Genomic DNA, 21,236 nt, shown 5'->3' with positions numbered 1-21,236 from the left:
CGCCTGACGAGCATTCGTGCCGCGCACCCGCCGGTAGCGCGGCGGCACTGCCTGCCGCGCAAGCGTGCGTTCTTCCATATCCGGTTCGCAGATGGAACTTTTGGGGGAGCGACTGAAGTCGCTCCCACAAGGTGCTGGCTCGCCCGCTGTGTGCCGGTACGCAGCAGTCACAGCAAGCAACGCAGTTACAGGATGTAGCGGCTCAAATCCGGATCCTGCACCAGCTCGCCCAGGTGCGCGTTGACGTACGCCGCATCGACATTGACGCTCTGCCCGTCGCGGTCGGGGGCTTCGTAGCTCAGCGTATCGAGCAGGCGCTCGAGCACCGTATGCAGGCGCCGCGCACCGATGTTCTCCTGGCGTTCGTTGACCAGGAACGCGATCTCGGCGAGGCGGTCGATCGCATCGTCGGTGAAGCTCAGGGTCACCCCCTCGGTCAGCAGCAGCGCTTCGTACTGCTTGGTCAGCGCCGCCTTCGGCTCGGTGAGGATGCGGATGAAATCGTCCTTGGACAGCGCCGACAGCTCCACCCGGATCGGAAAGCGGCCCTGCAGTTCCGGGATCAGGTCGCTGGGCTTGGCCAGATGGAACGCGCCGGAGGCGATGAACAGGATGTGGTCGGTCTTGACCGTGCCGTACTTGGTGCTGACGTTGGAGCCTTCGACCAGCGGCAGCAGGTCGCGCTGCACGCCTTCGCGCGACACGTCGCCGCCGGAGGACCCGGCTTCGCCGCGCTTGGCGACCTTGTCGATCTCGTCGATGAACACGATGCCGTGCTGCTCGCAGGCCTCGATCGCCGCGGCGCGCACGTCTTCCTCGTTGACCAGCTTGCCGGCCTCCTCCTCGATCAGCAGCGGCCGCGCCGCCTTGATCGTCAGCTTGCGCGACTGCGATTTGCTGCCGCCCAGGTTGGAGAACATCTGCCGCAGCTGCTGGCCCATTTCCTCCATGCCCGGCGGGGTCATGATGTCCATGCTGACGTTGACCGCCACGTCCAGCTCGATCTCGCGCTCGTCCAGTTCGCCGGCGCGCAGCATGCGCCGGAACTTGCTGCGGGTGTCGTTGTCCTGCGCCGAGGGCTCGTTGCGCGCGGCCTCCGGATCGAAGCCGATGCCGGCGCTGCGGCGCGGCAGCAGCGCGTCGAGGATGCGGTCCTCGGCGCGGTCCTCGGCCTGGGTGCGCACGCGCACCTTGGCCTGCTCGCGGTACAGCTTGACCGCGGTGTCGGCCAGGTCGCGCACGATCTGCTCCACGTCCTTGCCGACGTAGCCGACCTCGGTGAAACGCGTCGCCTCGACCTTGACGAACGGCGCGTTGGCCAGTGTCGCCAGGCGCCGCGCGATCTCGGTCTTGCCGACGCCGGTGGGGCCGATCATCAGGATGTTCTTGGGCATCACTTCGTTGCGCAGCGCATCGGGCAGCTGCATGCGCCGCCAGCGGTTGCGCAGCGCGATCGCCACCGCGCGCTTGGCGTCGTGCTGGCCGACGATGTGACGGTCCAGTTCCTGCACGATCTCGCGCGGGGTCATGGTTGAGGTGTCGTGATTGGGCATTGGGGATTCGGGATTGGTAGAAGCGGAATGGGAACGATCGATGCGTGTCCGGACACAGGGAAAGGAGCGCTGTTGCGAATCCCCAATCCCGAATCCCGAATCACAGCTCTTCGACCACCACGTTGCGATTGGTGTAGATGCAGATGTCGCCGGCGATGTTGAGCGCTTCGACCGCGATGGTCTTGGCATCGAGCTCGGTGTGGCCGAGCAGCGCGCGCGCCGCCGACAGCGCGTAGGAACCGCCGGAGCCGATGGCGATGATGCCGTCCTCCGGCTCGATCACGTCGCCGGTGCCGCTGATGATCAGCGAGGTTTCCTTGTCGGCCACCGCCAGCAACGCCTCGAGCTTGCCGAGGCGGCGCTCGGTGCGCCAATCCTTGGCCAGTTCCACCGCCGCGCGGGTCAGCTGGCCGTGCTTCTCGAGCTTGGCCTCGAACAGTTCGAACAGGGTGAAGGCATCGGCGGCGGCGCCGGCGAAACCGGCCAGCACCTGGCCGTCGCGGCCGAGCCGGCGCACCTTGCGCGCATTGCCCTTCATCACGGTATGGCCCAGCGTCACCTGGCCATCGCCGGCCACCGCGACATGGCCGTTGCGGCGCACCGACAGGATCGTGGTGGCGTGGAAAACGTTGGGGTTCTGACTGGGGTCCATGCTGCCTCCTGAGCGATTCTTCAGGTGTGGGGGCACGTCGCCGCCCGTTCAAGCGTCCGCAGCTCGGCCGCTCGCGATCCTGGCGCGGCCCGGATGCTCGGGTTCCGGTTCGATGCCCCACAGCAGATGCCAATCCTCGCCCTGCATCTCGATCGGGTGCATGACCCGTCCCGAGCCGTTGCCGCAGGCCAGATCGTCCGCCGCGCAATAGCGGTCGCAGCCCCAGCAGATCCGCTCGGGATGCCCGGGTTTCAATGGAAATGGTCTGGCCATCGGACGCCTGTTCACTGCGCTGGAGCCGGCAGTGTGCGCAGCGCGGGCGCGATGCGCCTTGATCGAGGACAACCCGGGCAGCAGATCGCGCCCGCTCAGGGATCAGTCAGGACTTGCGCTTGGCGCGCGGATGCGCGGCGTCGTAGACCTTGGCCAGATGCTGGAAATCCAGGTGGGTGTAGATCTGCGTGGTGGCGATGTCGGCATGGCCGAGCAGCTCCTGCACGCCGCGCAGGTCGCCGGAGGATTCGAGGATGTGGCTGGCGAAACTGTGCCGCAGCATGTGCGGGTGCACGTGCTTGAACAGGCCCTGGCGCCCGGCCAGCTGCTTGATCCGGATCTGCACCGCGCGCGCGCCGATCGGCGCGCCGCCGCGGCCCGGGAACACCGGCGCCTCTGCGGCCGCCTTGGTCTCCGCCTGCCATTCCAGCAACGCCTTGCGCGCATGCGAACCGACCGGCACCAGCCGCTGGCGGTTGCCCTTGCCGAGCACGCGGACCAGGCCACTGGCGAAATCCAGATCGCGCCAGCGCAGCGCGCACAGCTCGCTCAGGCGCAGCCCGGAGGAATAGAACAACTCGAGCAGCGCGCGGTCGCGCAGGCCCAGCGGCACATCGGTCGGCACCTCGACCAGGCGCACCGCCTCGTCGGCGTCGAGCACCTGCGGCAGCTTGCGCGGCGCCTTCGGCGCACGCAGCGCGGCGGCCGGACTGGCCGCGATCTGGCCATGCTTGAGCAACCACGCGTAGAAACTGCGGCACGCCGACAGGCGCCGCTGCAGGCTCTTCGGCGACAGCCCGCGGCGGTGCTCGGCGGCGATGAAATGGCGCAACTGCTCGGCGCCGAGCGCGACGATGTCGCCGCCGGCATTGTCCGCGGCCCACGCCGCCAGCGCGGCCAGGTCGCGGCGGTACGCGTCCAGGGTGTGCGCGGACATGCGCCGTTCGACTTGCAGGTAGGCGAGGAAGGCAGACGCGGGACCGGGGACCGGGGACCGGGGACCCGGTGCAAGCGGGCCTTCGGCGCTGGTTGTGCAAGTGGTCTCGCCAATGCGAGATTGCGGCTTTTTCCCGGTCCCCGGTCCCCGGTCCCCGGTCCCGCGCTTCATCGCTGCAGCGCCACCGTCAGCGACTCGCCCATCATGCGCAGGAACAAGGTGCCCATGCCGGGATAGAAGCGGTTCGGGTCGCGGCTGCCGACCGCGAGCAGGCCCACGCCGGGCAACGGCAGCAGCGCGGTGGACTGCACGTCCTCGATGCGCTCGGCGTACAGCAGCGCCTGCTTCTCCGGCTGCAGGCGGCCGCAGATCGGCTCGCCGTCCTTCAGGCAGTCGCGGAACGGCGCCAGCCGCGGATCGTCCTGCGCCAGGATCTGCAGCCACGGCGCCTGCTCCAGCCCGGGCAGCGGGTGCAGCAGCACGATGCTGACCAGGTCGCCCTGGAAATCCTCCTGCAGCGAGGCGGCCATCGCGCGCACGCTGTCGGCGGCGCTGGTCTGGCGCATCAGCGCCAGGGTCAGCTGGTGGGTCCGCACCGCCAGGCGCTCGTTGACCTGGGCGTTGGCGGCCAGCTCGGACAGGCGCCGCGACAGCTCGCGGTTCTTGTCGCGCAGCACTTCCAGCTGGTAACTGGCCAGCGACGCGGTCGGACCGTCGTCGCGCGGCACCACCAGGGTCAGCGCCAGGTCGGGGAACTGTTTCAGGAACGCCGGGTGGCGGCGCAGCCATGCGGCGATCTCGTGCGCGCCGATCTTGTCCTGGGTCTCGCTCATCGGATCCACTCCCCATCGAAAACGAAGGCGGCCGGCCCGGACATCACCACCGGCGCCGCATCGTGCGGCCAGCGGATGCGCAGCTCGCCGCCGGGCAGCACCACGCGCACGTCGCGCTCCACGCGGCCGCGCTGGATCAGCACCGCCGCGGCCGCGCAGGCGCCGCTGCCGCAGGCCAGGGTCTCGCCGACGCCGCGCTCGTACACGCGCAGGCGCACATGGCCGCGGTCGATCACCTGGGCGAAGCCGACATTGACCGAATCGGGAAACGACGCGTGCTGCTGCAGCAACGGCCCCAGCCGTTCGACCGGCGCCGCGTCGACCAGGCCCACTTCCAGCACCGCATGCGGATTGCCCATCGACACCGCGCCGAAGCGCACGCTGCCGCCTTGCAATGGCAACACGTATTCCTCGCGCATGCGCGGGAAGCCGATCAGCGGCACGTCCTCCGGGGCGAAGCGCGGCACGCCCATCTCGACCGCGAACTGGCCGTCGTCGCCGCGCTCGATGCGATGCGAGGCGAACGGACTGTCGATGACGAACGCATCGCTGCCGGCGGCGCCGTCGCGTACCAGCCAGGCGGCGACGCAGCGCGCGCCGTTGCCGCACTGCCCGGCCAGGCTGCCGTCGGTGTTCCAGATGCGGTAGCTGGCCACCGCGTCGGCGCTGCGCGGCGCCTCGATGGTCAGGAGTTGGTCGCAGCCGACGCCGAAATGGCGGTCGGCCAGGCGCACCGCCAGCGCGGCGTCCGGCGCCGGGGCGCCATCGCGCAGGTCGAGCACCACGAAATCGTTGCCCGCGCCCTGCATCTTGGAAAAGCGCAGGCGCGCCGCGGGAGTGGCCTCACTCATTCCCATCGGTGGGCGTGGTGGTGGTGTCGTCGACCGGCTGCTGCTGGCCATCGACCGGCTGCGCCTGGCCGGCGGGATCGGTCGTGGCCGGTGGCGTCGCGTCGGGCGCGGTGGCTGGCGCGGTTTCCACCGGGACCGGCTTCTGCGGCATCACCAGCGGGCCTTTGTTGCCGCACCCGGACAGCGCCAGCAAGGCGGCACCGAACAGGGCGATACGGATCGGATGACGGAACGATGTGCTCATGCGCCGAGTATAGCCAGAAGGGCCTGAATCGGCTGTGCCGCATGCGGCCGCCCGCCCGTCAGTCGCGCGGCGGCGGCTCCGGGCGCAGCCACAGCCACAGCGCCACGCAGCTCATGCAGCCGATCGCCAGCACCTGCACCCAGAGCCTGTGCACGAACAGCAGCAGCACCAGCGCGCACACCGCCATGGTCAGCGTCGCCATCCACTTGCCGCGGCGACTGACCGCGCCGTGCGTTTCCCAGTCGCGGATGCTGGGGCCGAAGCGCGGATCCTCCAGCAGCCGGCGGCGCAGCCGCTCGGAGCCGCGCGACGCGGCGTAGGCCGAGATCAGCACGAACACCGTGGTCGGCAAGCCCGGCACGAAGATGCCGACGATGCCCGTCGCCAGGCTGACATAGGCCAGCAGCCACCATGCCCAGCGGAAACGGGAGGGGGATTCCATTGGCGCATGATAAAGCCGCGACCGGATGGCGGCGGGACATGCGCCCTCGGCACCGCCCTCTTGCGCGGGCGAGTTGAGTCGCGAGCAGCGAAGCGACGTGCTTGCCAGCGTGATGCAGTCGGGACTGAAGTCCCTCCCACAGTGCCACTGGCCAGCGCTCGGCGTGGCAAGCCATTGTGGGAGCGACTTCAGTCGCGACGCGGAATCCGCCAGCCAGCGGCTGCGGAACCCGTCGCGGCTGAAGCCGCTCCTACAGCGCTACCGCGCGCTATAGACCGGGCCGACGCCGCACCAAGAAGCGCGCCGCTTTTCCGAGTCCCGAGTCCCGAGTCCCGGCCCCTACAGTGCACCCGGCCCGCTTCCTGTAGGAGCGGCTTCAGCCGCGACAGGGCGCCGGAGCCCGCCCTACTTCGCCGCGTGCTCCACGCCCAGCTGATCGAGCATGAACGCGTACGACTCGGCCTGCTCGCGATAGCGGCGGAAGCGCCCGGACTTGCCGCCGTGGCCGGCTTCCATGTTGACCCGGAACACGATCGGTCGGGTCCCGGTGTTGTCGTCGCGCAGCTTGGCCACCCATTTCGCCGGCTCCCAGTACTGCACCTGCGAATCCCACAGCCCGGTGCCGACGAACAGCGCCGGGTACGCCTGGCGCGCGACGTTGTCGTACGGCGAATAGCCGAGCATGTAGTCGTAGTACTTCTTCTTCTCCGGATTGCCCCACTCGTCGTATTCGTTGGTGGTCAGCGGAATGCTCGGGTCGAGCATGGTGGTGACCACGTCGACGAACGGCACCTGCGCCACCAGCACCCGGTAGTCCTGCGGCGCCATGTTCGCCACCGCGCCCATCAGCAGCCCGCCGGCGCTGCCGCCGGCCGCGGCGACACGGTCCGGTGCCGCATAGCCGAGCTTGACCAAGCCGCGGGTCACGTCGATGAAGTCGGTGAAGGTGTTCTTCTTGTTGAGCAGCTTGCCCTGGTCGTACCAGTCGCGGCCCATCTCCTGGCCGCCACGGATGTGCGCGATGGCGTAGACCACGCCGCGGTCGAGCAGGCTCACCACCGGCAGGTTGAAGTTGGGGTCGGTGGACATGCCGTAGCTGCCGTAGGCGTACTGGTACAACGCCGCGGTGCCGTCCTTCTTGAAGCCCTTCCTGTACACCAGCGACACCGGCACCTTGACCCCGTCGCGCGCGGTCACCCACACGCGTTCGGTCTGGTACTTGTCCGCGTCGTAGCCGATCACCGGCTGCTGCTTGAGCAGCTTGCGCTCGCCGGTGCGGGTGTTGAGTTCGTAGGTGGTGGCCGGGGTGGTCAGCGAGGTGTAGCTGTAGCGCAGCCACGGCGTGTCCGGCTCCGGATTGACCGACAGGCCCATCGAATAGGCCGGCTCGTCGGCCTTGACGTAGTCCTCCTTGCCATCGGCGAAGTGCAGGCGGATCCGCTCCAGGCCGTCGGACCGCTCGGCGATCGCGGTGAAGCCGTCGAACAGTTCGAAGCTGTCGATGAACACCTTCTCGTCGTAGGGCAGCCAGGTCTGCCACTGCGCGCGCGCGGTGGCGCCGTCGGGCGCGGTCATCAGCGCGTAGTTCTTGGCCTTCCAGTTGGTGCGGATCACCCAGCGCCCGTCGAAATGGTCGGCGCTGTACTCGATGTCGCGTTCGCGCGGCGCCAGCACGGTGAAGCGCTGCGGATCGGCGGCCGGCGCGTAGCGCTGCTCGGAGGACACCGTGCTTTCCACGCCGATGACGATGTACTTGTCGTCGCGGGTGCGGCCCAGGCCCATGTAGAAACTGTCGTCCTTCTCCTCGTAGACCAGCGCGTCCTGCGTGGCCGGCGTGCCCAGCACGTGCTTCCTGACGCGCACGGTGAGCAGCGTTTCCGGGTCGTTCTCGACGTAGAACAGGGTCTTGTTGTCGTCGGCCCAGACCAGGTCCGGCGACACGCCGGGCACGCGATCGGCGTAGACCTCACCGGTCTCCAGGTTCTTGAAGCGCACCACGTACTGGCGGCGGCCGACGTCGTCCTCGGTCCAGGCCAGGATGCGGTTGTCCTGGCTGACCACCGCGTCGCCGACGCTGAAATAGCCCTTGTCGGCGGCCATCGCGTTGACGTCGAGCAGGATCTGCTCCGGCGCGTCCATGCTGCCCTTGCGCCGCGCGTGCACCGGATAGTCCTTGCCGCTCTCGTAGCGCGTGTAGTACCAGTAGCCGCGCTCGCGGTACGGCACGCTGCTGTCGTCCTGCTTGATGCGGCCGACGATTTCGGTGTACAGCGTGTCCTCCAGCGGCTTGAGCGGCTTCAGCAGCTGATCGGCGTAGGCGTTTTCGGCGTTGAGATAGGCCAGCATCTGCGGGTTTTCGCGCTTGTCGTCGCGCAGCCAGTAATAGTCGTCCTGGCGGGTGGCGCCGAACGGCGCCTTGACCGTGTGCGGCTGCTTGGCCGGGTGCGGCGGCGTGGCATCGGTGGCGAGGGCGGAAGCGAAGGGCGCGGTCATGAGCAGGAGGAAGCTCGCTAGCAAGGGACGGGGATGCATCTAATGGGGCTCCGGCGGCGGCAACGCAACGAAGGACGCGCCGCCCGGGCCGGGAGGCGGCAGGCATGCGGCGGCGCATGGTGCCGAGCGAGTCTCCGCGCAACGCCGCATCCTGGCAAGCGCGCGCAACGATTTGTTGCCGCATGCTCCTCTATGATCGGGCCATGGCTTCCCTTCCGCCCCCCTCTTCCGCCGCGGCGCACGCGCCGCCCGCCTACAGCCAGCGCAGCCGCGACATCGAACCGTTCCACGTGATGGCGCTGCTGGCCCGCGCCAACGAACTGGAACATGCCGGCCACGACGTGATCCACTTGGAGATCGGCGAGCCGGACTTCACCACCGCCGCGCCGATCGTCGCCGCAGGCCAGGCCGCATTGGCCGCCGGCCACACCCGCTACACCGCCGCGCGCGGGCTGCCGGCGCTGCGCGAGGCGCTGGCCGGCTTCTATCGGCAACGCCACGACGTGGACCTGGACCCGGCGCGGATCATGATCACGCCCGGCGGATCCGGCGCGTTGCTGCTGGCCAGCGCGCTGCTGGTGGATCCGGGCAAGCGCTGGCTGCTGGCCGACCCCGGTTATCCATGCAACCGGCACTTCCTGCGCCTGGTCGAAGGCGCGGCGCACCTGGTGCCGGTCGGCCCGGACAGCCGCTACCAGCTGACCCCGGCCCTGCTGGACGCGCACTGGAACGCCGACAGCGTCGGCGCGCTGGTCGCCTCGCCGGCCAACCCGACCGGCACGCTGCTGGACCGCGCCGAACTGGCCGCACTGGCGCAGGCGCTACGCGCGCGCGGCGGCCACTTGGTGGTCGACGAGATCTACCACGGCCTCAGCTACGGCATCGACGCGCCCAGCGTGCTCGAGGTCGACGACGAGGCCTATGTGCTGAACAGCTTCTCCAAGTATTTCGGCATGACCGGCTGGCGCCTGGGCTGGCTGGTGGCGCCGCGCGCGGCGGTGCCGTCGCTGGAGAAGCTGGCGCAGAACCTGTACATCAGCGCGTCCAGCATCGCCCAGCATGCGGCGCTGGCCTGTTTCCGCCCCGACACGCTGCAGATCCTGGAGGCGCGCCGCGCCGAGTTCGGCCAACGCCGCGACTACCTGCTGCCGGCGCTGCGCGCGCTCGGCCTGCGCATCGAAGTGGAACCGCAGGGCGCGTTCTATCTCTACGCCGACGTCAGCGCGTTCACCGAAGACGCGCAGGCGTTCTGCGCGCATTTCCTGGAGACCGAGCACGTGGCATTCACCCCGGGCGTGGACTTCGGCCGGCACCGCGCACGCCAGCACGTACGCATCGCCTACACGCAGAGCCTGCCGCGGCTGCAGGAAGCGGTGGCACGGATCGCGCGCGGACTGGAGCGTTGGGATCGCCACGCTGGACCGTAAGCGCCTTCAGGCGCTGCCGATCGCAATGACCTCGCAGACCGAAACCAAGCCCAAGATCGCCAGCGACCACATCGCGTAGCCAACGCGGTTTTGGCTTGGCTTTAGCTGTGGCTTTAGCTGTGGCTGTGGCTGTGGCTGTGGCTGTGGCTGTGGCTTTCGATTGTCTTCGCCTTAAAGCGAGCCGAGCACCGCAGGCGCAAGCGGCCGAAGAGGCGCCCTTGTTTGAGCGAAGCGAGTTTGGGCGCCGTGCCGCTTGCGCCGAGGAGCACAGGGAACCGATGCGGCTTTATCGCATCGGCTCGCGTCGGCGACGGCGGTTTTGGTTACTTTTGCCAAGACAAAAGTGACTCGCGCCAAGGGCGCGAAAGCCTTTGCCGTTGCTCCGGCCCTTGCCGTTGCTCCAGCCTTTGCCGCTGCTCCGGCCCTGAAGTTACCCCGCCTTGCCAGAACTCCAAACGCCCGTACAAGGCGCACGGGCATCCGCTAAGACCGGCTGCTACAGCGCCTTCAATCCTTCAGCCGCTCCCACAGGAACCCGTACGCCAGCGCCTGCATATGCGCGGCCTGCGCGTTGTTGGCCGCACCGCCGTGGCCGCCTTCGATGTTCTCGTAGTAGGTCACGTCCTTGCCCGCATCGATCATCTTCGCCGCCATCTTGCGCGCATGGCCCGGGTGCACCCGGTCGTCGCGGGTGGAGGTCAGGAAGATCACCGGCGGATAGGTCTTCTTCGGGTCGAACAGGTGGTACGGCGAGAAGCTCTGGATGTACTTCCAGTCGTCGGTATCCGGATTGCCGTACTCGGCCATCCACGAGGCGCCGGCCAGCAGGTGGCTGTAGCGCTTCATGTCCAGCAGCGGCACCTGCACCACCACCGCGCCGAACAGCTGCGGGTACTGCACCAGCATGTTGCCGGCCATCAGCCCGCCGTTGCTGCCGCCCTGCACGCCCAGGTGCTTGGCCGAGGTGATCTTGCGCGCGGCCAGGTCCTGCGCCACCGCCGCCATGTCTTCGTAGGCCTTGTGCCGGTTCTGCTTCAGCGCCGCCTGGTGCCAGCGCGGGCCGTACTCGCCGCCGCCACGGATGTTGGCCAGCGCGTACACGCCGCCCTGGTCGAGCCAGGCGCGGCCGAGGCCGCCGGAGTAGAACGGGGTCATCGAGATCTCGAAGCCGCCATAGGCGTACAGCAGGGTCGGATTGCTGCCATCCAGCTTGAGCTGCTTCGGCCGGACCAGGAAGTACGGCACCTTGGTGCCGTCCTTGGACACCGCGAAGTGCTGCTCAATCGCGTCCTTGGACGCGTCGAAGAAGCTCGGCATCGCCTTCAGCGTCTCGATGCTCTGCGCGCCGCGCTGCACGTCGGCCAGCATCAGCGTGGTCGGGGTCAGGAAATCGGTGGAGGTCAGCCACACCTGGTCGTTCTCGTCGGCATCGACCGCCTCGACGCTGGTGCTGCCGAAGGCCAGGTCGCCGACCGGGAACGGCGCGCGCGCCCACTCGCCTTCGCCCGGGGTCAGCACCCACAGCCGGCTCTTGACGTCGTCGAGCACGTTCAGCACCAGGCGCGACTTGGTCCAGGCGAACGAGGCCAGCGAAGTGGTCTCGGTCGGGGTGAACACCACCTGGAACGCGCGCTTGCCGGCCATGAAGTCGTCGAACTTGGCCACCAGCAGCGCGCCGGCCGGATAGGTGGTGCCGTCCACGGTCCACGCATCGCGCAATTCCAGGGTCAGCCACTGCCGGTGCACGCGCTTGTTGGCCGAGTTGGGCACGTCGATCTTGGTCAGGCGGCCGTCGGCGCCCCGCAGGTACAGCTCATCGTTGTAGAAGGCCAGCGTGCGGCTGACGAAATCGCGCTCGTAGCCGGGCGTGTCGTCGTGCATCGCGGCGATGTACATGTCCTCCGGCTTGCCTTCGTAGACCGGCGTCGCGCTCTGCAGCGCCGTGCCGCGCTTCCACTGCTTGACCACCCGCGGGTAGCCGGAGCTGGTCATCGAACCGGCGCCGAAATCGGTGTAGAGGTAGACGGTGTCGGCGTCGATCCAGCCCAGGCCGCCCTTGGCCTCGGGACGGAAGAAGCCGTCCTTGACCCACTGCTTGCTGCCCAGGTCGAACTCGCGGGTGACGTCGGCGTCGGCGCCGCCGCGCGACAGCGCGATCAGGCAGCGGCGGTAGTCCGGGCGCAGGCAATCGGCGCCGTGCCACACCCAGTTCTCGCCCTCGGCCTTGTTCAGCGCGTCCAGGTCCAGCACCGTCTCCCATTTCGGCTCGGGCTTGCGGTACTCCTCCAGGGTGGTGCGCCGCCACAGACCACGCTCGTGCTCGCGGTCCTTCCACAGGTTGTAGTAGTACGGGCCGATCTTCTGCACCGCCGGGATCTTCGCGTCCGAATCCAGCACTTCGCGGATGCCGGCCTCGCGCGCCTGGAAGCCCGGCTGCGCGGTCAGCCGCGCCTCGGTCTTGGCGTTCTGCGCCTTGACCCAGTCCAGCGGCTTGGCGCCGGTGACGTCTTCGAGCCAGGCATAGGGATCTTGGGGCATTGCGGTTTCCTTCGCCGCGGCGGTCCCGGAGGCAATCAGTCCGGCAAGCAGGCAGGCATGGGCAAGAGAGGGCATGGGACAGGTCCAGGAGAACAGCCCCGAACCGTAGCATGCGGGGACGCGGCCCTCCCCTGCCGAAGGTCAGGCTGCGCGGGTGACCCGCCACGCCGGCGCGCGCCGCCGCGCCTGGACCCGCGGCCGCAGCCGCGCCAACCCCCGGCGCAACGGCCGCAGCGGCAGCGGGAAGCGGTGCAGCGCCCACCACGCGCTCAGCGGCATGCCCAGCAGCCACAGCGGCCGCCAGCCCAGCCATTCGCTGTAGCCGCGCGCGGCCGGCCACACCAGGACCAAGGCCAGCCCGGCGAGCAGCGCCTGCAGCACCAGGCGGCGCAGGCCGGGATGCGGCGCGCGGGCGGAACGGGACGAAGGGGCGATCGGCATGGCGGCGACTCCGGAACGGTGATGAGGCGCGCAGCGTGCCGCGCGCGCATCTCAACGGCTGCGACCCACTATTGACATGGCTTTCGCCCGATACTCACTAGCTTGTCCCTTCAAGCCTCCGGATTCCTGTCTTATGCGCCTGCTCTCCCTGTTCGCCTCCATGCTGCTGCTCGGCATGGCCGTCCCCCTGCCGGCGGCGCGGGCGACATCCCCAGAGGAGCATGCGCCCCAGCAGCCGCCGATCGACCTGAAGCGCTTCATGGGCCGCTGGTACGTGATCGCGCACGTGCCCTACTTCGCCGAGCGCGGCCATGTCGCCAGCAGCGACGAGTACACGCTCAAGGAGGACGGCAAGATCGCCGTGCGCTACCGGTACCGCGAGGGCTTCGACGCGCCGGTCAAGGAAATCACTTCGCGCGCCACGGTCAAAGAGGGCACCGGCGACCGCCGCTGGACCACCTGGCTGTTCGCCGTGGTGCCGACCAAGTACCGCATCCTCGAGGTCGCGCCGGACTATTCCTGGGCGCTGATCGACTATCCCGGCCGCGATCTGGCCTGGATATTCGCGCGCGAGCCGGACATGGACCACAAGCAATACCGCGAACTGGCGGGCAAGCTGGACCGCGACTACGGGATCAACGTCGACAAGCTCAAGCGCGTGCCGCAGCGCCGCGACCAGGTCGGCAGGCTCGGTTTCGAAGTGCCGAGCGAGCCCTGAGACGTGTCGCCGCTCCCCGAATAGGTTGCACCGCCATCGCCTGCCACTCAGCGAGGCGCCAGCCGACCTCCGTATGATCAGGCCGGTCCGTCCCCCAGACAGGTGCACCGCTTGGCCAGCGTTCTTTCCGAGACCCTCTGCGATTCGCCGCTCCCGCCCGCAGCGGACGCCACGCGCGGCCAGGTGTTCGCGCAGCACTGCCCCTCGCGCGCCGTGCTCAGCCATGTGACCAGCCGTTGGGGCGTGCTGGTGCTGGTGGCGCTGCGCAAGGGCACGCATCGCTTCGGCGACCTGCGCCGCAGCCTGGAAGGGGTCAGCGAGAAGATGCTGGCGCAGACCCTGCAGGCACTGGAAGCGGACGGGTTCGTGCAGCGCACCGCGCACCCGGTGGTGCCGCCGCACGTGGACTACGCGCTGACCCCGCTGGGCAAGGACGCGGCCACGCACGTGCACGCACTGGTGGACTGGATCGAGACCAACATCGGCACCATCCTGAGCAACGGCAACCGGCCGCCGGACACACTGTAGGAGCGGCTCTGGGTGGCCTTCGAGCCATCAGCCGCGACAGACGGTACCGTGGCTGATGCTGCCTGTCGCGGCTGAAGCCGCTCCTACAGTGGCAGCGACGCGCTAGTCGTCGCTGTAGTTGCTCAGCGCCAGCGACAGCAGCGCCTTGGCCTGTTCGCGCAGCGAGCGCGGCTCGACGATTTCCGCATCCGAGCCGTAATGCAGCACGTCCATCAACAGCTCGCGCGAGACGCTGTACGGCACCTTCAGTTCGTAGCGGCCGTCGGCCAGGAAGCGCCCCTGCTGCTTGGAATGCCAGTGCTCGTCGGCGACCCAGCGCGCCGCCTTGGGGCTGAACACGATCGTCGCCCAGCCCTTGGGCGCGCCGGAGAAGATCCCGTAGCTGGCCGCCAGTTGCGAATCCAGCTCCTCGTCGGCCACGTCCTGCGCCGGCTGGTCGAGCAGGCGCGCGTGGTTGATCCGGTCCACCGCGAAGCTGCGCACCGCGTCGCGGCCGTGGTCCCAGGCGTCCAGGTACCAGTTGTCGCGGTAGTGGGTGATGCGCTGCGGCGACACCGTGCGCTTGGTCGATTCGTCGGTGGAGCGGGCGCGGTAATCGAACGACAGCCGCTTGCGCTCCAGCACCGCCGAGGCGACGGTGCGGAAGCTGGCCTCGTCGAGCTTGCGGCCGCGGTGCGGGATCACCCGCACCCGCTCCACCGGCCAGTGGGTGGCCCCGGCCTGCGCCGCCAGCAGGCTCTCGATGCGCTGCTGCAGCGGCGCCAGCACCGAGGACAGCACCCCGCCGCCGGTGCGCGCCAGCAATTGCTGCGAGGCCAGCAGCGCGTACAGTTCCTCGGAACTGAGCCACAGCCCCGGCAGTTCGAAGCGGTCGCTCTCCCCGGACTCGTAGCGGAACCCGGCCTCGCCGTCGCCCTCGACCGGGGCCATCAGCGCGTCGCGCAGGAACGCCAGGTCGCGGTAGACGGTGGCGCGGGAGCAGCCCAGTTCGTCCTGCAGCCGCGCCACCGTCACCGGGTAGCGGGCGGACTTGAGCAGCCGGTGCAATGCGTTGATGCGTTCGTAGCGGTCCATGGCACCGATTATGTCTGAGTCCGTGGCGGAAATACGCCTGGCGGCCAGCCGCGCGCCCAAACCGCCGATGAAGCCGTGGCCGGGCGGCGGCCGGGGTGTCATGTGGATCCGGTATGATGAAATCGTTTCCATTTCGTTAGCCGAAGGCTGCGTCCCCAAACCCAGGAGAGAAGAGCCAATGCCCCGCCGCGCTGCCGTAGTAACCGCGATCACCTTGATGCTGCTGGGTACGTCCCCGGCCTGGGCCGCCGACGTGGCCGCGCCACCGGAACCGGGCAGTTCGCCGTGGAGCGGCTCCGGCGAGCTGGGCTTCGCCTCCTCGCGCGGCAACAGCTCCAACGAGAGCTTCAACGGCCGGCTCAAGGGCCAGTACCTGGACGGCGACTGGATCCACAGCATCGACCTGTTCGGGTTGCGCGCCAGCGCCGAGTACACCAACACCAACGACGACGGCAGCACCGAACGCGTGCGCCAGACCACCTCCAACCGCTATACCGGCAGCGCCGGCAGCGCGCTGCAGTTGGGCGAACACCGCCAGCTGACCGCCTCGCTGCGCTACGAGCGCGACGATTTCGCCACCTACGACCGTCTGGCCACGATCGGCATCGGCTACGGCACGCGGATCATGGACGGCGATCACAGGAGCCTGGACGTGCAGATCGGCCCCGGCGTGCGCCGCGCCCACGACGTGGAAGAGGATCGCACCGAGACCGGGCTGATCGGCCGCGGCCTGGTCGACTTCAAGTACGGCCTGACCGCCAACACCGAACTGGCCAACACCCTGCTGGTCGAATCGGGGTCGTACAACACCTTCGCGCAGAACGACCTGGGCATCTCGGTCAGCATGAATTCGCGGCTGGCGCTGAAGGCCGGCTGGCAGGCGCGCCACAACAGCGACGTCAGCGACGACAAGAAGAAGACCGATACGTTGACCACGATGAATGTGGTCTACAAGTTCAGGTAGGGCCGGGGCCGGGACTCGGGACTCGGGACTCGGGACAGCATGCGGCGCGGCCTCGCCGATCGGGGCTGCCGCTCTGGGTCATCCGACCCGGCCGTTTCGGCTGATGGTTTTTGGTTTTTGTAGGAGCGGCTTCAGCCGCGACGGGCGTTACCGGTAACGCCTGTCGCGGCTGAAGCCGCTCCTACAGGGTTCACTGCCCGCAGACGGGCTCGCTGCACGCATAGACCCAATTGTCCGGATGCAACGGGCGCCTGGGCCGGACCTCTCAGCCCGGTAGCGCGGCATCCAGCAGCTCGCGCGCGCCGGCGCCCAGCAGCGCCTCGGCCACCGCTTCGCCCAGCGCCTCCGGGTCCTGCGCGGTACGCTGCAGCTCGGCACGCACCAGGCGTCCGTCGGCGACGCCGCCGACCAAGCCCTGCAGCAGCAGGTCCTCGCCGCGCCATTGGGCGAAGGCGGCCACCGGCACATGGCAGCTGCCGTGCAGCGCGCGGTTCATCGCCCGCTCGGCCTCCACGCAGGTGCGGGTGGGCGCGTGGTCCAGTGCAGCGAACAGGTCCAGCGCGACCGAGGCGTCGCCGCGGCATTCCACCGCGATGGCGCCCTGCGCCGGCGCCGGCAGCCAGTCCGGCGCCTGCAGGCGTTGGGTGATGCGCGCCTCCAAGCCGAGCCGCTGCAGGCCGGCGCAGGCCAGCACGATCCCGTCGTAGCCGCCGTTGTCGAGCTTGGCCAGGCGCGTGTTGACGTTGCCGCGCAGATCCTGCAGCTGCAGGTCCGGGCGCCGCGCGCGCAGCTGCGCCTGTCGGCGCAGCGAGGAGGTGCCCACCCGCGCGCCCAGCGGCAGCGCGTCCAGCGACGCGTACAGGTTGGAAATCAGCGCATCGGCCGGGTCGGCGCGCGCCAGGATCGCCGGCAGCACGAACGGCGGATCCAGTTCCATCGGCACGTCCTTGAGCGAATGCACCGCGCAATCGGCCTCGCCGCGCAGCATCGCCAATTCCAGCTCCTTCAGGAACAGGCCCTTGCCGCCGATCGCCGCCAGCGAGCGGTCCAGCACCTCGTCGCCGCGGGTGCTCATCGGCACCAGCACCACCTCCAGCTGCGGATGCGCCTGGCGCAGGCAGGCGGCGACGTGTTCGCTCTGCCACAGGGCGAGCGGGCTTTTGCGGGTGGCGATGCGCAGGATCTTCATCGGCCCATTATCGCGGAAAGCGCCGCCATCCATCCCGGCCTTCGCAGCCGAATGCCCGCTCATCCGCTCCCGATTCCGAACCCCGCTTGCCGCAACCACTCCACCGGCCATCCCGAATCCCCACTTCCGGCCCCCTCACAGATAACGGATCTCCTGCCGCAACTGCGCCACACAGCGCCGGCTCACTTCCAGCGGCTGCTTGCCATGGCGCAGCACCGCATGCACCTGGCCCTCGCCCAGGCGTCGCAGCTCGACCAGTTCGTGGCGCGCGACCAGGCAGTTGCGGTGGATGCGCACGAAGCGCTCGGCGAATTCCTCCTCCAGCGACTTCAGCGATTCCTCGATCAGGTCCTCGCCGCGCGCATGGTGCACCACCACGTACTTTTCCTCGGCCTGCAGGTAGTGGATGTCGTCGACCGGGATCAAGCGCAGGCTGCCGCGCAGCCGCGCGCACAGGTGGGTGCGGCGCTGTTCCAGCGGCGTGGCGCCGACGCTGCCGCGACGACCGGCCATGAACGTGCGCGCGCGCTCCAACGCCGCCGCCAGCCGCTCGGCGCGCACCGGTTTCATCAGGTAGTCGATGGCCGCGGCCTCGAACGCGGACAGCGCGTGCGCATCGTAGGCGGTGCAGAACACCACCGCCGGACGCGGCTCGAAGCTGGCCAGGTGGCGCGCGGTCTCCAGCCCGTCGACGCCGGGCATGGCGATATCCAGCAGCACCAGATCCGGGCGCAATTCGGCGCAGGCGTGCAGCGCTTCCAGGCCATTGCCGGCCTCGGCCACCACCTCGACGCCGGCATGCTCGGCCAGCAGCGCGCGCAAGCGCTCGCGCGCCAGGGGTTCGTCGTCGGCGATCACCACCTTCACGTACGTCACCTCAGTGGGCTGGAGCGCGGTCTCGCCGCATAGTAGCCCCGCCGCCGCCGGGCCGTCATCCGCGCCTCAGCGGCAGGGGCTCGCCCCGGCGCCCCGCGCCGCTCGCCGTGGCCGCGCCTCAGCCGGCGGCGAAGCGCGCGCTCATCCAGTCGCGCAGATCGGCGATCTCCTCGGCGCAGACCTGGTGCGCCATCGGATAGCGCCGCCACTGCACCGGCATGCCCAGCGCCTGCAGCGCCTGCGCGGTCTGCTCGGCATAGGGTTGCGGGATCACCGGATCGCCCTGGCCGTGGGCCATGAACAGCGGCTGCGACAGCGCCGCCGGCGCATGCCAGCGGGCGACGTCGGCCACCTCCGGCAGATAGGTGGACAGCGCGATCAAGCCGGCCAGCGGCCGTTCGCGGCGCAGCCCGGCGGCCAGGGTGATGGCGCCGCCCTGCGAGAAACCGGCCAGCAGCAGGCGCTCGGCGGGCACGCCGCGTTCGTGCTCGCGCGCGATCAGTTCCTCGACCTGCGCGACCGAGGCGGCCACGCCGGCGCTGTCGGCGCGGTTGGAGAAATCGGGACTGACGATGTCGTACCAGGCGCGCATGCGCACGCCGTTGTTGATCGTCACCGCGCGCACCGGCGCGTGCGGGAACACGAAGCGCAGCGCCGGCCAGCCCGGCCGCAGCAGTTCCGGCACCAGCGGCGCGAAGTCGTTGCCGTCGGCACCGAGCCCGTGCAGCCACAAGACGGTCCAGGCCGGCGAGGCGGCGGTTTCGTGTTCCAGCGTTTCCAGCATGCGCGGCGTCCCCATCGAGATGCGGCGCATTATGCCTGCCGCATCGGCCGCCCGGGTCAGCCGGCGATGCGTCGCGCGGCCGCGGCGCGGCGCAATTCGCCGGCGCGCAGCAGCACCGCCGGCGGCTGCCGCTCTTCGGGAATGGCCAGGATGCGCAGCTGGCGCAGCCACAATCCGGCCGCGCGCGAGGAGCTCACCGCGACCACCGGGATCGCCAGCGCCATGCCGATCACCACCGGCGCCATCCACATCGCCAGCGACGGCGACACCACGTAGGCCATCGCGCCCATCAGCAGCCCGAACGCGCTGAGGCCGCCGTAGCTGCGCGCCAGCGCCAGCCACGACAGGCGGCCGTCGTCGCGCTGCTGCGCGTCCCAGCCCGAATCCTTGCCGGCCAGCACTTCGGCCACGCCGCGCGACTGCACGTACATCACCACCGGCGCCATCAGCGCCGCCAGCACGGTCTCCAGCAGCATGCTCAGCAGCGCGCGCAGCGCACCGCCGCAGCCGCGCCGCTCCTCGGGTTTGAGCAACATGGCGAAGTAGCCCAGCACCTTCGGCGCCAGCAGCACGAACATGGTCACCGCGAACACCCAGAACACCCGGGTCGAATCCTGCTGGTGCCAGTAGCGCGCCGGCGAGAACGGGGACACCACCGTGGCGACCAGGTCGAAGCCGTCGCTCTGCAGCGGGATGGCGATGCCGATCAGCATCAGCAAGCCCCACATCGGTGCGGTGAAGTAATGGCCGATGCCGATCATCATGTGCATGCGGCTGATCCAGTGCAGGCCGCGCGCGAAGACCACCTTGGAATGCTGCAGGTTGCCCTGGCACCAGCGGCGGTCGCGCACCAGCAGGTCGGTCAGCGTCGGCGGGCCTTCCTCGTAGCTGCCCTGCAGGTACGGCACCATGTGCGTGGCCCAGCCGCCGCGGCGCATCAGCGCGGCCTCGACGAAATCGTGGCTGAGCACGTGGCCGCCGAACGGCTTGCGCCCGGGCAGCGCCGGCAGGCCGGCCTGTTCGGCGAAGGCCTGGGTGCGGATCACCGCGTTGTGGCCCCAGTAGTTGCTCTCCGCGCCGTGCCACCAGGCCACGCCGTAGGCGATCACCGGGCCGTAGACGCGGCCGCCGAACTGCTGCATGCGCGCGAACAGGCTGTTGCCGTTGACCACTTCCGGCAAGGTCTGGATCAGGCCGACGTCGGGATGGTCTTCCATGCCCGCGACCAGGCGCACGATGGTTTCGCCGGTCATCAGGCTGTCCGCGTCCAGGATCAGCATCTGCGGATAGGCGCCGCCGAAACGGCGCACCCAGTCGGCGATGTTGCCGGCCTTGCGCTCGGCGTTGTCGGCGCGGCGCCGGTAGTAGATGCGGCCGTGGCCGCCGGTGCGCGCGACCAGGTCGGCGTAGACCTCTTCTTCCTCGGTCCCGACCGCGGCGCGCGTGGTGTCGCTGAGGATGAAGAAATCGAAGTGCGCGATCTGGCCGGTGGCCTCGACCGATTCGTAGATCGCCTGCAACCCGGCCATCAGCCGGTGCGGATCCTCGTTGTAGGTCGGCATCAGCAGCGCGGTGCGGCTGCGCACGCTCGGCAGCGGTGCGTCCGGATCGATGCCGAGCTTGCGCCCGCCGCCGAACACCAGGGTCACGAATCCGGCCAGCGCGCTGACGAACGAAAACGCGATCCACGCGAACAGCGGAATGAACAGCGCCATCAGGCAGGCTTCGAGCACGCTGACGCCGCCGATCAGCAGCACCTTGGCGATCAGCACGCTGGCGTAGGCGGTCATCAAGGCGGTGCTGCCGAACACGTACAGCCGCCGCCAGAACATGCCGACCGGCGTGGTGGGCAGGCGCTTGTTGCGCAGCTTGCCCTCGCGCAGGGTCTGCACCGGCATCGGCAATGGCGCCTCGGGCGGCAGCACCGCGTGGCCGGCATCGAGGGAAACGGCGTCGGGCAGGGTCGGTGGGGGGACGACCATGCTCATGCGTTCCGCCAGCCTCGTCGGGCAGCGCAGCGCCGCGATCCGGACCTGGCCGCAGCGTGTCCTGGCACCGCGAACGGCGCCGTGTTGCTGTGATTGCCACTCGTACCCACGTTCTCTCCTGTCGGGCGGGCAAAATACGGCCGCCACTGTAAACCTTAAATAGTAAGCTTTCGCGAAGATCGCCGAGAACGCGACCGCGGCGGCGCCTGCAGTCCGTTCAGCCATCCGCCGCGCTCACTTGCGTTTCACCGCGCGCGGAGAACATGGCAAGCGGTCCGCACAGGAGGCAGCGCAGATGCGCCAACCGTCCCAGGCAGCGGCGCCGGGCGTCCATCCGGCCGCCGCGCCACGCATCGATCGCATCGATCGCATCGATCGCATCGACAATATCGTTCCACCGGCGCAGGCGCGCTGCATGCCGCGCGGCAACG

The 21,236-nt window shown here is 69.3% G+C and carries 20 protein-coding genes; 4 read left to right on the top strand and 16 right to left on the bottom strand.

Translation table 11 applies throughout. The features are described from left to right. Positions 1-185: 185 nt before the first annotated feature. The 9 genes from hslU to J2Y70_RS04570 form a co-directional block, all read right to left on the bottom strand. Positions 186-1,553: an ATP-dependent protease ATPase subunit HslU gene (hslU, locus tag J2Y70_RS04610; RefSeq protein ID WP_309913872.1), complete on the bottom strand. Its 1,368-nt coding sequence runs from the start codon at positions 1,551-1,553 to the stop codon at positions 186-188. 100 nt (positions 1,554-1,653) lie between these two features. Further along, on the bottom strand, positions 1,654-2,205 hold the full coding sequence (gene hslV, locus J2Y70_RS04605; RefSeq protein ID WP_003465879.1) for an ATP-dependent protease subunit HslV: 552 nt from the start codon (positions 2,203-2,205) through the stop codon (positions 1,654-1,656). Positions 2,206-2,253: 48 nt separating this feature from the next. Beyond that, positions 2,254-2,550 (bottom strand): DUF3079 domain-containing protein, encoded by a 297-nt coding sequence (locus tag J2Y70_RS04600; RefSeq protein WP_369011074.1) that lies wholly within the window; start codon positions 2,548-2,550, stop codon positions 2,254-2,256. Positions 2,551-2,584: 34 nt separating this feature from the next. Continuing rightward, entirely contained in the window at positions 2,585-3,586 is a 1,002-nt protein-coding gene (gene xerC / locus J2Y70_RS04595; RefSeq protein ID WP_309913869.1) for a tyrosine recombinase XerC, read from the bottom strand. Beyond that, positions 3,583-4,248 (bottom strand): DUF484 family protein, encoded by a 666-nt coding sequence (locus J2Y70_RS04590; RefSeq protein WP_309913866.1) that lies wholly within the window; start codon positions 4,246-4,248, stop codon positions 3,583-3,585. Before J2Y70_RS04590 ends, xerC begins: the two co-directional genes overlap by 4 nt. Next, positions 4,245-5,099: a diaminopimelate epimerase gene (dapF, locus tag J2Y70_RS04585; protein WP_309913862.1), complete on the bottom strand. Its 855-nt coding sequence runs from the start codon at positions 5,097-5,099 to the stop codon at positions 4,245-4,247. Before dapF ends, J2Y70_RS04590 begins: the two co-directional genes overlap by 4 nt. Then, complete coding sequence (locus tag J2Y70_RS04580) at positions 5,092-5,343, bottom strand: lipoprotein (protein WP_263395798.1); 252 nt, start codon at positions 5,341-5,343, stop codon at positions 5,092-5,094. The genes dapF and J2Y70_RS04580 overlap by 8 nt, the downstream gene beginning before the upstream one ends. Before the next feature lie 58 nt (positions 5,344-5,401). Continuing rightward, entirely contained in the window at positions 5,402-5,785 is a 384-nt protein-coding gene (locus J2Y70_RS04575) for a YbaN family protein (RefSeq protein ID WP_309913858.1), read from the bottom strand. Positions 5,786-6,190: 405 nt separating this feature from the next. Then, entirely contained in the window at positions 6,191-8,278 is a 2,088-nt protein-coding gene (locus J2Y70_RS04570; RefSeq protein ID WP_309913855.1) for a S9 family peptidase, read from the bottom strand. A 203-nt stretch (positions 8,279-8,481) separates the two neighbouring features. On the opposite strand from J2Y70_RS04570, the gene J2Y70_RS04565 reads away from it, so the two are divergent. After that, entirely contained in the window at positions 8,482-9,705 is a 1,224-nt protein-coding gene (locus J2Y70_RS04565; RefSeq protein WP_309913853.1) for a pyridoxal phosphate-dependent aminotransferase, read from the top strand. A 507-nt stretch (positions 9,706-10,212) separates the two neighbouring features. On the opposite strand, the gene J2Y70_RS04560 is transcribed toward J2Y70_RS04565, so the two are convergent. Together J2Y70_RS04560 and J2Y70_RS04555 are read right to left on the bottom strand one after the other, a co-directional pair. Continuing rightward, positions 10,213-12,318 carry a prolyl oligopeptidase family serine peptidase gene (locus J2Y70_RS04560; protein WP_309913851.1) on the bottom strand — a complete coding sequence of 702 codons (2,106 nt, stop codon included), beginning with the start codon at positions 12,316-12,318 and terminating at the stop codon, positions 10,213-10,215. Between the two features lie 66 nt (positions 12,319-12,384). Beyond that, a complete protein-coding gene (locus tag J2Y70_RS04555; protein ID WP_263395803.1) occupies positions 12,385-12,684 on the bottom strand; it encodes a hypothetical protein in 300 nt (99 codons plus the stop codon). A gap of 133 nt (positions 12,685-12,817) precedes the next feature. On the opposite strand from J2Y70_RS04555, the gene J2Y70_RS04550 reads away from it, so the two are divergent. Together J2Y70_RS04550 and J2Y70_RS04545 are read left to right on the top strand one after the other, a co-directional pair. Beyond that, a complete protein-coding gene (locus J2Y70_RS04550; protein ID WP_263395804.1) occupies positions 12,818-13,402 on the top strand; it encodes a lipocalin family protein in 585 nt (194 codons plus the stop codon). Positions 13,403-13,513: 111 nt separating this feature from the next. Beyond that, a complete protein-coding gene (locus J2Y70_RS04545; protein WP_309913848.1) occupies positions 13,514-13,930 on the top strand; it encodes a helix-turn-helix domain-containing protein in 417 nt (138 codons plus the stop codon). Between the two features lie 102 nt (positions 13,931-14,032). Here J2Y70_RS04545 and J2Y70_RS04540 read toward each other — a convergent pair whose 3' ends face one another. Beyond that, complete coding sequence (locus tag J2Y70_RS04540; protein WP_309913845.1) at positions 14,033-15,004, bottom strand: YafY family protein; 972 nt, start codon at positions 15,002-15,004, stop codon at positions 14,033-14,035. 178 nt (positions 15,005-15,182) lie between these two features. Between J2Y70_RS04540 and J2Y70_RS04535 the strand changes: the two genes are divergently transcribed. After that, on the top strand, positions 15,183-15,968 hold the full coding sequence (locus J2Y70_RS04535) for a YdiY family protein (protein ID WP_263395807.1): 786 nt from the start codon (positions 15,183-15,185) through the stop codon (positions 15,966-15,968). A 265-nt stretch (positions 15,969-16,233) separates the two neighbouring features. Here the strand turns inward: J2Y70_RS04535 and hemC are convergent, their stop codons facing one another. The 4 genes from hemC to mdoH form a co-directional block, all read right to left on the bottom strand. Further along, positions 16,234-17,157: a hydroxymethylbilane synthase gene (gene hemC / locus J2Y70_RS04530; protein ID WP_309913838.1), complete on the bottom strand. Its 924-nt coding sequence runs from the start codon at positions 17,155-17,157 to the stop codon at positions 16,234-16,236. A gap of 135 nt (positions 17,158-17,292) precedes the next feature. Further along, positions 17,293-18,024, bottom strand: a complete 732-nt coding sequence (locus J2Y70_RS04525; protein WP_263398525.1) for a LytTR family DNA-binding domain-containing protein — start codon at positions 18,022-18,024, stop codon at positions 17,293-17,295. 127 nt (positions 18,025-18,151) lie between these two features. Continuing rightward, positions 18,152-18,817, bottom strand: a complete 666-nt coding sequence (locus tag J2Y70_RS04520; RefSeq protein WP_309914706.1) for an alpha/beta hydrolase — start codon at positions 18,815-18,817, stop codon at positions 18,152-18,154. Positions 18,818-18,873: 56 nt separating this feature from the next. Continuing rightward, positions 18,874-20,805 carry a glucans biosynthesis glucosyltransferase MdoH gene (mdoH, locus tag J2Y70_RS04515; RefSeq protein ID WP_263395810.1) on the bottom strand — a complete coding sequence of 644 codons (1,932 nt, stop codon included), beginning with the start codon at positions 20,803-20,805 and terminating at the stop codon, positions 18,874-18,876. Positions 20,806-21,236 lie beyond the last annotated feature (431 nt).

Origin of the sequence: Xanthomonas sp. 1678 (assembly GCF_031455575.1) — a bacterium.
GTDB lineage: Bacteria > Pseudomonadota > Gammaproteobacteria > Xanthomonadales > Xanthomonadaceae > Xanthomonas_A.
Note: the sequence above shows the minus strand (reverse complement) of the source record. Positions and strands in the feature narration are given on the sequence as shown.